At 56.3% G+C, this 9,608-nt stretch carries 9 protein-coding genes and 1 pseudogene; 7 read left to right on the plus strand and 3 right to left on the minus strand.

From position 1 onward, the window contains the following. The 4 genes and pseudogenes from FY112_RS03895 to FY112_RS03910 form a co-directional block, all read left to right on the plus strand. Window positions 1–258, plus strand: a pseudogene (locus FY112_RS03895) (NmrA/HSCARG family protein); the annotation flags it as partial. Further along, complete coding sequence (locus tag FY112_RS03900; protein WP_151517746.1) at window positions 255–782, plus strand: nuclear transport factor 2 family protein; 528 nt, start codon at window positions 255–257, stop codon at window positions 780–782. The pseudogene FY112_RS03895 and the gene FY112_RS03900, both read left to right, overlap by 4 nt. Window positions 783–1,774: 992 nt before the next feature. Continuing rightward, window positions 1,775–2,314, plus strand: a complete 540-nt coding sequence (locus FY112_RS03905) for a DUF417 family protein (protein WP_151517747.1) — start codon at window positions 1,775–1,777, stop codon at window positions 2,312–2,314. A 200-nt stretch (window positions 2,315–2,514) separates the two neighbouring features. Further along, window positions 2,515–3,213 carry an FMN-binding negative transcriptional regulator gene (locus FY112_RS03910; protein ID WP_181018144.1) on the plus strand — a complete coding sequence of 233 codons (699 nt, stop codon included), beginning with the start codon at window positions 2,515–2,517 and terminating at the stop codon, window positions 3,211–3,213. A gap of 87 nt (window positions 3,214–3,300) precedes the next feature. Here FY112_RS03910 and FY112_RS03915 read toward each other — a convergent pair whose 3' ends face one another. Then, window positions 3,301–4,236, minus strand: a complete 936-nt coding sequence (locus FY112_RS03915) for a LysR family transcriptional regulator (RefSeq protein ID WP_151517749.1) — start codon at window positions 4,234–4,236, stop codon at window positions 3,301–3,303. 769 nt (window positions 4,237–5,005) lie between these two features. Between FY112_RS03915 and FY112_RS03925 the strand changes: the two genes are divergently transcribed. From FY112_RS03925 to FY112_RS03935, 3 genes are all read left to right on the plus strand, one after another. Further along, window positions 5,006–5,527 (plus strand): DUF417 family protein, encoded by a 522-nt coding sequence (locus FY112_RS03925; RefSeq protein WP_151517751.1) that lies wholly within the window; start codon window positions 5,006–5,008, stop codon window positions 5,525–5,527. A gap of 352 nt (window positions 5,528–5,879) precedes the next feature. Then, window positions 5,880–7,109, plus strand: coding sequence for a bifunctional alpha/beta hydrolase/OsmC family protein (locus FY112_RS03930; protein ID WP_151517752.1), 1,230 nt, complete (start codon window positions 5,880–5,882; stop codon window positions 7,107–7,109). After that, window positions 7,106–8,023, plus strand: coding sequence for a YeeE/YedE thiosulfate transporter family protein (locus tag FY112_RS03935; protein ID WP_151517753.1), 918 nt, complete (start codon window positions 7,106–7,108; stop codon window positions 8,021–8,023). Before FY112_RS03930 ends, FY112_RS03935 begins: the two co-directional genes overlap by 4 nt. 77 nt (window positions 8,024–8,100) lie before the next feature. Here FY112_RS03935 and FY112_RS03940 read toward each other — a convergent pair whose 3' ends face one another. Next, a complete protein-coding gene (locus tag FY112_RS03940) occupies window positions 8,101–9,066 on the minus strand; it encodes an IS481 family transposase (RefSeq protein WP_151517754.1) in 966 nt (321 codons plus the stop codon). Between the two features lie 150 nt (window positions 9,067–9,216). After that, on the minus strand, window positions 9,217–9,608 hold a 392-nt coding region (locus FY112_RS03945; RefSeq protein ID WP_181018145.1), incomplete at its 5' end, for a cytochrome P460 family protein.

Consider the following 9,608-nt stretch of genomic DNA (forward strand, 5'->3'; position numbering starts at 1 on the left):
CACGTGACCGGCATCAAGGCAGAATACCGGAGCGCTTTCAAGCGCGAAGAACTGCTGAAATACTTTCCGGCATTCGGCGCCAATGAGCTTCTTGTCGATGAACTGATCGGCATGGTCGAATTTGCGGTCGAGTACGGCTACTTCGACAAGGAACACGATCTGGAATGGAGCCGCCGCTTGAATCCGGAGACGCTTTCCTGGGAGCAGTTTCTGAAGTCGTCCGACTGGCGCGGCGACAGGAAGCAGTTCGGCCTTTGAACCAGTCCGCCGGGGCCGACAACCGCCGGAATACGGTCACGCAGTTGTCGACGTCGAAATGGCACAGGCCGGCTTATCGCGTCACGCGAAGCGCATTCAGCCGCAACAACAATGGTGAAAACGATATGAGCGTTGAAGACAACAAGCGCATCGTGCGCGAGTTTTGTAATCACTTTAAGACATCAAATGCTGATGGTCTAATTGATGGCATGACAGAGGACGCAACTTGGTGGGTCAATGGAAAGCCGCACCTGTTTCCGTCGGCCGGGACAAAGACGAAAACGGAAGCTGCAAGCATGTTCCGCAACATGTTTACGGCCTATTCGAACGGTCTTGATATGAAAGTCATCAACCTGATCGGCGAAGGAGATAGCATCGCTGCTGAGGCGCGATCGCAGGCAACCACGAAGGCCGGCAAGATCTACGAGAACGAATACTTTATTCTGTTCAAGATCCGCGATGGAAAGATTGCGAGCGTAAGGGAATACACCGACCTAATGCATGTCCAAGAAACCTTCGGCTAATCCTCGGGTTCCGCATTGACTCGTGGACCACGTCATCAATGCGGAACTCTATAGCCTCTCCACCACGTGCAATGCGTACGCCACGATGCGCACGATCGGCTTCCATGGCGTAGTGTATCTTCGGCGCTTGCCGTGCCGCGTGGACCTAACCTGGATTGATCAACGCGAATGTTCCGCCTGTACGCTAGGGCTCTGGAGCTTTAACGACTTTGTCATCTACTGCCGCAGCGAGCGCGTGCCGCAGCCAGGCATAGCGATCTTGGGTCAGGTCCAAGGGACATATCGATCTTCGACCCGACCTGGCAAAGTGGCCGCTGGGATCGATCGCAGCCATTGAGGGCGCCATAATGAAGGAACGGGTTCTATGGGCCATTGCGACCAAGCCCGCTTCCCGCTTTGAGCGGCGCGAAGCGGACGGAACCGGCTCGACGTTAATCGGCCTTCTGTCAGAAATCGCTAATTCTGCTCGTTGGCGCCGCGAAGCGCATCTCTGGTCTTGAAGAGAATCGAACCGGCCACCGGCGGCTTCTAAATTCCAAAAGCGGCCTAAATCCCTCATAATCTCCGCCTGGAACACGATAGCACGGCACCTGTAAATATGGTGACATCACATTGGCGCGTATGCCCTCGCCGCCCAGGGGCAAGCGCGGATTTGTGCGCCTGGTTTCGAACCGCCGCCTTGGACCCGCTGAGCCCCTAACGCCGGTGTGCCACCACTAGGGAAGCAGCCTCCCCACTTACGGGGAAACAGCGGCCTCTCAGTTCATGGCCTATGACGGAACTGCAAGCCCCGTTGTGGCGCATGGCTCTCCGTATATCGACCCATCGAATCCGATAGTGCCAGCGGGAGTGCGCCCAACACATTTTGGGTTTTTCCCTTATTCATGCCCAAAATATATATGCACCACGCATAGACATCAAGCCATCTTCATGTTTATATGCGTCGCACATACAAATCCTCGTAGGGTTTATCCATGAAAGGATCGTTTCAAATGTCTACCGTTCACACCCCTCCCGCTGCCGCAGCTTATCTGAATGCTCGGCCAGCAGATCGCCTTACACTCACTGCTGGCCGCGTCATTTCCCTAACCGGCGTTGTCTTGCCTCTTCTCCTCATCGGCATTCTGAAGTTTACCCAAGTGGAAATCGACGCGCTCAAGCCACTGATCAACGGCACGCCCTGGCTAGCATGGCTTTACTCGGTCTTTGGGTTCGCCGGCACCAGCTATCTGCTCGGTGTCGTCGAGCTCTTCACTGCAGTTCTGTTTATCGCATCTTTTTGGTCGATTCGCGCCGGGCTAGCTGCCGGGGCCCTTGGGGCGTTGACGTTTGCAACGACTGCTTCGACGTTGTTCGCCTTGCCGATCTGGGAAGCCGCCTCGGGTGGTGCCCCGTACCTTAATTTCGTCGGATCATTCTTGATCAAGGACGTTGCCCTTCTTGGGATCAGTCTTGCTGTGCTGGGCGAAAGCTTGATCAAGAACCGCACAGCGATGAGCTTGCATGCGGAAACGGCAAAAGCCGATGCGTGAACCGCATTGGATGTCGCGAACCACGGAAGGCTAAATTCCGCTGTATATTGACAACGAAGAGGGTGTGTTTTGCTGAAATCGTGCGTTGCTGAACCTCACCGGCAATCTACCGCTTAAACAAAGTCCGAGCACCCTGATTTCGTGTTGCGTACCCAATGGTCGCTGAGAGCGGTCGAGCCAAACCCTATCGAGGACGAAGCATGCATTACGCTGAATATAAACACACGGATCCGGCTCTCGTCCGCGCTCTGGTGGATACATTTCCGTTCGCGGCCATTTCGGTCAACGGATCCAAGGGACCGCGCATTGCCCATGCCCCCCTTACTTTCCGAAACGATAAAACTCCGGTCGGCGCGCTTGAATTTCATCTGGCGAGAGCCAACCCCATCGCGGGCGACATGAACATCGGTGTCCCGGTCACAATCTTGGTTCAAGGTCCTGGTGCCGCGATCTCGCCGAGTTGGTTTACCTCAAGCTTTCCGCAGCCTGACTCCGATCGAAGCAGGACCGCGCCCACTTACAACTACGTCAGCCTGATCATGAACGGCCGACTGGAGTTTATGGATGACCTAGCGCTGCAGGCGCAGATCAAAGACTTGGTCTTGGCCAGTGAACCAGACAGCGGCTGGCGCACTGAGGAGTTGGCACCCGACCTTTGGCAGGGCTGGCGCAAGCTGATACAGGGGTATCGGCTGGAGATCGAGAGCTTTGATCTCACAGTCAAGCTCAGTCACGGTGATGTACCGGAAGACAGGTCGGGCGTCGTCGCAGGCCTGCTGGAACGCGGTGTGCTGGCTGACGTGAGCATGGCGCATCTCGTAGGAGGGTATGACGGCAATTCAGGGTCGCTGCCATCCCTTTTCCGGGCGTTGAAACACGGCGTTGGCACTTCGAGTTAAAGCGGCTGTCACGGATTAATTCGCAATATACGTCAAAATCCGACAGCGTGACCGCCAGCTGTCATCGTGTCGGACCGCCCTGAAACTTTACTCCGCGCCGTCAGGGATTGCGCCGACATTTTCGCGCCAGACCGCTTCAGAGCGCTTTGGCAGATCCCTGTTGGCGCGGAAAACCCTGACTTGGAGATTGACGTCCAGGGGCTCCGGTCCAGCCCGGACCAGCTTACCGTTCAGGATGTCATTATGTGTCATGCTCAAAGGTAGCCACGCCACTCCCATCCCAAGAAGGGTCATAGAGCGCAGACCGTCGGCGTGCGCATTCTCGAAGATAAGGCGTAGTCGGGAGAGGGACCCATTCCGTCCGATGACACCGTCGACGGCCCGGCCCAGAGTGCACACCGCCTCATACCCTAGATAAGGCACCTCGGTTTCGCTGTCGCCAGTGAGGCGATGGCGTGGCTCGCCTGCCCTGTCCGGAACCGATAACGGAACGAGTCTATCTCTCCCCACAAGTATCGAATCGCATCTGGTAAGGGGAAGAGAGTCATCCCCGTTATTCAGATCACTTTGAGCATCGATAAAGCATACGACGAAATCGACGTCGCCGTTTTCAAGGGCATCGCAACAGCAGCTGAGGCTATCGGATCGAACGTTGAGGGGAAGTGGTCCGACCTGACGTTGGAGGACAGGAAGCCATTTCGGGAAAAAAGTGACGGAAAGGGCATGCGGCGCGGCGAACCGCACGGCTGCCAGCTTTTTGTCGGCTTCGTCGCGTATCGCCCTGCGGGTTCCGTTCAACCGGCCAATGACATCGCTTGATATCGCCAGCAGTTCTTCGCCGGCCTTCGTCAGGTAGATCGGATTTTTGCTTCTGTCGATCAGCAACGCGCCGACCCATCTTTCGAGAGATTGTAGCCTGCGGCTTAGCCCGGATTGTGTGACGTTACGTTTTTCCGCTGCCTTGGTGAGATTGCGGTATTCCGCGATTGCCGCCAGGTCTTCCAGCCATCTGATATCGAGCATTTATGCCTCCGTTGGCTTCAGACTACGCGGTGCATGCGAATGTTACACATGCGAATATCGCAGTCTGCGATGCAGCATTCGCATGTTGCGCAACCAGTCCTCGACTTCACAGCTGTCGAAATGAGCAACCAGTGTAAACTTGGCAATCGCTTAGACACCTCAGCACCTAGCTCACACTTTATTTCGGAGAGAACACGCTACCGGGCAGTCCGGGCAAGCGCTGAGATCGCACAAACGACATACTGAATACGCGTGATCAAGATCTTCGACGAAATTCGACAGCAGCTTCTCGGTGAGCAGCCTGTACGTCTCTCTTTCAGCGGGAACCAAGCCCTGTAAAGCTCTAGCTATACGCTCGAAGCGAGAAGACAGGATTGCGTCACATCTTGTGTCACCCGCTTGCGTCAAATGCAGGGCGACGGCTCGCCGATCGGTCGCGCTCGGTCGTCTTACGACCAAGTCATCGGTCACAAGCCGATCAATGAGGCGGACCGTGGCGGAGTGGGAAAGTCCCAAAGCGCGTCGCATTTGCTCGATAGGCATCCCGGGCTCATGCCGTAGAAGAGCAATTGCCGCCGCGGCCTGCCCTTTCTCCGGAGCCTGGTTTTCTGTGTCTCTTAGAACGGCGTCTGCCAGGCCTAGAACCATTGCGCCGATCACGTTCTCTGTTTTTTTCTCATCCATTTCGAAAATATATATGCGTCACGCATAGACATCAAGCGAAAATAATATATGTTTGGCGCATACAAATCGCAAAAAGGAGAAAGAAATGACACAGAACATCACATCCGTCGCCGATCGCGCTATCACAGGCCTGGATCGCATTGCACCCGCCGCCACGATAACGAGGATTGGCCGTGGCGTCGCACTCGCGGGGGTGGTCTTGCCACTTCTGCTGATCGGCCTTCTCAAATTCACCCAGATTGAAGTCGATGCGCTCAAGCCTCTCATCACAAACACCCCATGGCTGTCATGGCTCTATCCCGCCTTCGGAGAAGTCGGCGCTACGGCGCTTCTGGGTACTGCAGAAATCTTCACTGCAATCCTCCTGATCGCATCGCCCTGGTCGGCACGCGCCGGGGTACTCGGTGGTGCGATTGGCTCGCTCACGTTTCTCACCACGGTTTCGGTGATGTTCGCGCTACCGATCTGGTACGCCGAACTTGGCGGCTTCCCCTGGATCAATCCTGTTGGCCAGTTCCTGCTCAAAGACGCGTCGCTTCTTGGCGTAAGCATCGTCATTTTTGGCGAAAGTCTCACACGTGCCAAGGCCCAGATTTCCCACGCCTGATCGATCGCGACTATCAAGCAATGGGTTCATGACCCACGTCCTGAACCACACAAAGGAACTCTGTCCTTGTTGTAAAGCGGCCAAAGCGCTGCTGCGTCAGAAGGGCGTGAGTTGATCGAGACTTCCAGAAATCAGGTCTTGCGAAAGTAGATGATCGATCGCTCCGAGCGCACAACCGTGCCTCAAACTTCCTCGGCAAAGAACACGTCGGAGGCCATGACGATCACCTCTCCCTGGACAGACGGGGACTGCTGGACGAAACGCTTGGTCTTCTTTCATCGCTCTAGAACCCCTCACGGGGCCGGGTAAATCACATGCCCCGAATAGCCTGATTTATCTAAGGATAACCAGAATGAAAACCGAGAAACTGGAATTCGTTGGGCACGCAGGCGGCTTTCTTGCCGCCCGGCTCGACATGCCGGACGGAGAGATCCGCGGCTATGCTCTTTTCGCCCACTGCTTCACCTGCTCGGAGGATTTGATGGCTGTACGCCGGATATCCGCCGGCCTTGCACGGCACGGAATCGCTCTCATGCGGTTCGATTTTACAGGTCTTGGGGCCTCGGATGGTGAGTTCGCGTCAACGAACTTCTCATCCAATATCGAGGACCTTAAGCGAGCTGCAGCCCACCTGGCTGAGGTCCGCAAGGCGCCCCGCCTGATCATCGGTCACTCGCTTGGAGGCGTCGCAGTTTTGGCTGCAGCATCCTCTATCCCAAGTATTGAGGCTGTGGTGACCATCGGCGCTCCGGCAGACGTCGCTCACGTCTTGCACAATTTCGGAGCGGACCTGGCGGAGATCGAGGCAAAAGGCGAAGCGACAGTTTCGTTGCATGGACGCGAATTCACGATCGAAAGGCAGTTTATAGAGGATGCCAGGACCGCCAATTTATCCATGCGGATCGCGGCTCTCCGCAAGCCGCTTCTTATCCTGCATGCGCCGCTCGACAACACCGTCGGAATTGAAAACGCCGCGTTGATTTTTGCGGCAGCGAAACACCCCAAAAGCTTCGTCTTCCTCGACGGTGCGGATCATCTTCTGACCCGCGCCCAGGATGCCGAGTATGCCGCCAGCGTGATTGCGGGCTGGTCATCGCGCTACATCGGCAGCGCGGCAAAGGATCCAAGCACGCGTGATTCCGGTCCGATCCTCGTCACCGAAACCGGGCATGGTCGATACCAGCAGAGGGTGGACGCTCATGGGCATCGGCTGATGGCCGACGAACCTAGCGGCGACGGTGGCACGGATACCGGACCCACCCCTTACGATTTTCTCGCAATCGCGCTTGGCGCCTGTACTTCGATAACGTTGCGAATGTACGCGGAGAAAAGAGAATTGAAGCTTGATCAGATCTCGGTCGAAGTCGATCATACAAAAGTCCACGTGTCCGACTGCGTAGAATGTATCGACAAAAACCTGGTTGGACCCAGAGTCGACCGTTTCGAGCGTCGTATTCGTATCCGGGGCGGTGTCGACAATGCCATGGCCGCCGATTTACTTCGCATCGCCGACCGCTGTCCGGTTCACAGGACCCTTGAGGCGTCTTCGGTCATCATAACGCAAATTATGGATCCGCGATGAGCCTCCTTGATGGACTTTCCATTCCGGCACTCGCGGCTCTTCTGTTCGTGGCAGCGTTCGCACTGGGCGTTGCAATCCAGCATGGGACCACCTGTGCCGTTCGGGCAATGTCTGAACTGATCCGCGAGCGAAGAGCCGACGGGCTTCTCGGATTTCTCGAGTGCGGTCTTTGGGCGTTGGTGGTCGCGTGGCTACTGACACCGGAGATGGCGGTTCCTCAATGGGAGCCCGTAGGGTGGTTGTGTCTTGGCGCGGCCCTGTTCGGTGCGGGCGCGACGATGAACGGCGGCTGCGCCTTTGGCTCTGTTGCCCGTCTCGGCGAAGGGCGGGCCGAATTTCTGCTGACCGGAGCCGGGGCATACCTCGCGTTCCGTATTCTCGATGCGCTCGGGCAGGGCCGCACTACTTTACCGGAACAGAGTCCTGTTCCGGACAATGCCTTGCTCATTGTCCTCGTCGGCCTGCCGCTCCTCATAGTCGCGCGGTTTCCCTTCTGGCGAAGGCCCATTGGCGCTGTGTTGAAGCTTTCCCTACTGATGGCCATTATTGGGATCATTGGCGCATTCGTTGGAGCCCTGCATCAGCCGTGGCCATGGATGCTGGCATTGAGAATCATCGGGACGTCGGATTGGTTGACCGGGCTGAGTCTGGTGGGCCTTGTTTCTGGCAGCATTGCAAACGGTGTCGTGCGGGGACGGTTCCGGCTGGCATGGCCCAAGCTCGCTGCCGTGCGGGACCGATTCGCGGGTGGGATGTTGATGGGTGGCGGGAGCGCGTTGGTGCCCGGCGGCAACGACAGCCTGATCCTGCAGGGGATTCCTTCCGGCAGCCCATTGGCTTTCCTCGCCTATGGCATTGTGCTCGCCGCGATTGGCGTTCTGCTGCTGACCGTACCGCGCTTCAACCTGCATTGAAGATCGTGAAAAACGGAAACTAAGTTGCTAGTGAGATACGGACGTGGACGGCGAAGCCTCAAGCCCAAACAAAGCATCTAGCTGTTTAGTCCCGGGAATTGATGGATTGGATTGAGGCGGAACTTTTTCGGCTCTGAAGTCCATTGTCTACAGATGAATTCGTATGGCGTGAGGCCTTTGAGGGTCTTCAAGCGGCGGCCGAAATTGTAGGCGGCGAGGAAGTCGGTGAGATGCCGGGTGAGTTGGTCGTGACTGTCGTAATGATAGCGTTTGACGGTGGCTTCCTTGATTGTCCGGTTCATTCTTTCGACCTGACCGTTGGTCCAGGGGTGATTGGGTTTGGTCAGTCGGTGTTCGATGCCATGTGTTCGGCATGTACGATCGAACATATGCATGCGCAGCCTTGCCGTGGGTCCATTGCGGCGAGAAGGCAGATCGCAAAACTGGATGCCGTTGTCCGTCAGGACGGTATGAATTTTGTAGGGGACGGCCTCGACCAGGGCCTTCAGGAAAGCCGCAGCGGTATGGATGTTGGCGCTTTCCTCGAGGTGGGCGAAAGCGAATTTGGATGTCCGATCAATGGCAACGAAGAGCTGGAGCTTGCCTTCGGCAGTCTGAACCTGGGCAATATCGATGTGAAAGTAGCCGATAGGGTAGGCTTTGAATTTCTTCTTCGCCGGCTTGTCACCGTCGATATCGATCAGGCGACTGATGCCATGTCGCTGAAGGCATCGATGCAGCGACGATCGTGTAAGGTGAGGAATCGTTGCCTGCAGACTGTAGAGGCAGTCGTCTAGCGGCAACAGCGTATGCCGGCGGAAGGCGATGATGATCGCTTCATCTTCGGTCGACAGAACGGTGGACTTCGGCTCTTTCGGCCCAGTCGGAAGATCGGCGATCGAAGTCCGTTTCTTCCGCTTGGCGACCGTCTTCTGATTGATCCCGTAGCGCTTCGAAAGTGCTCTCAAGCTCTCTTGACTATGCTGTATCGCTCGACGGACCGCCTCTGTCGTGCGGGCGCTCCCATGTAGAATTTGTCCCATAGCGAATCTCTCCAGGCTTGCGAGAAGATTGCACCATCAAAATCCGGGATCAAACATCTAGCCAATGCTTGTAGTCAGCCCCCAAACGCTCTGTCCTGATCGACAGAGCATTTATCAAATTTCCCTCTTGCCGGCCTATCGGCCTCGTCGTCAGTTAGGAAAAGCAGCCTCAAGATTGTGTCTCGCGTCATCCCCTTCCCGGCTTAAACCGGACTGGCTTACGGAAAACACGTAGTCCTGTTCTGCGCCTGCGCGGTCGATATGACATTGCGCGCACCGCTCCTTCGAATGCTTCGTTGCAACCTTCTGATATGGGGGCTCCTGATGGCCAAACGTGAAATATGCCCAGCCTCCCGCGTCCTCAGGGTACCGCTTGCTGTCCTTGAGCATGAGAGCGATACCCGTAAAACCGTGTTGAAAAATCACTTTGCCGAACCAGGCGTTACACAGATACGCAGGCGGGCCATCGCAGTTTTTTTCGTCAACGCTGGTAAAGGTGAACTCTTTTACGATCAGCGATCCTTCAGGCCACTTTCCCGTCT

The organism is Rhizobium sp. PEPV16 (genome assembly GCF_008919455.1).
In the GTDB taxonomy this organism is placed as follows: Bacteria; Pseudomonadota; Alphaproteobacteria; order Rhizobiales; family Rhizobiaceae; genus Rhizobium; species Rhizobium leguminosarum_Q.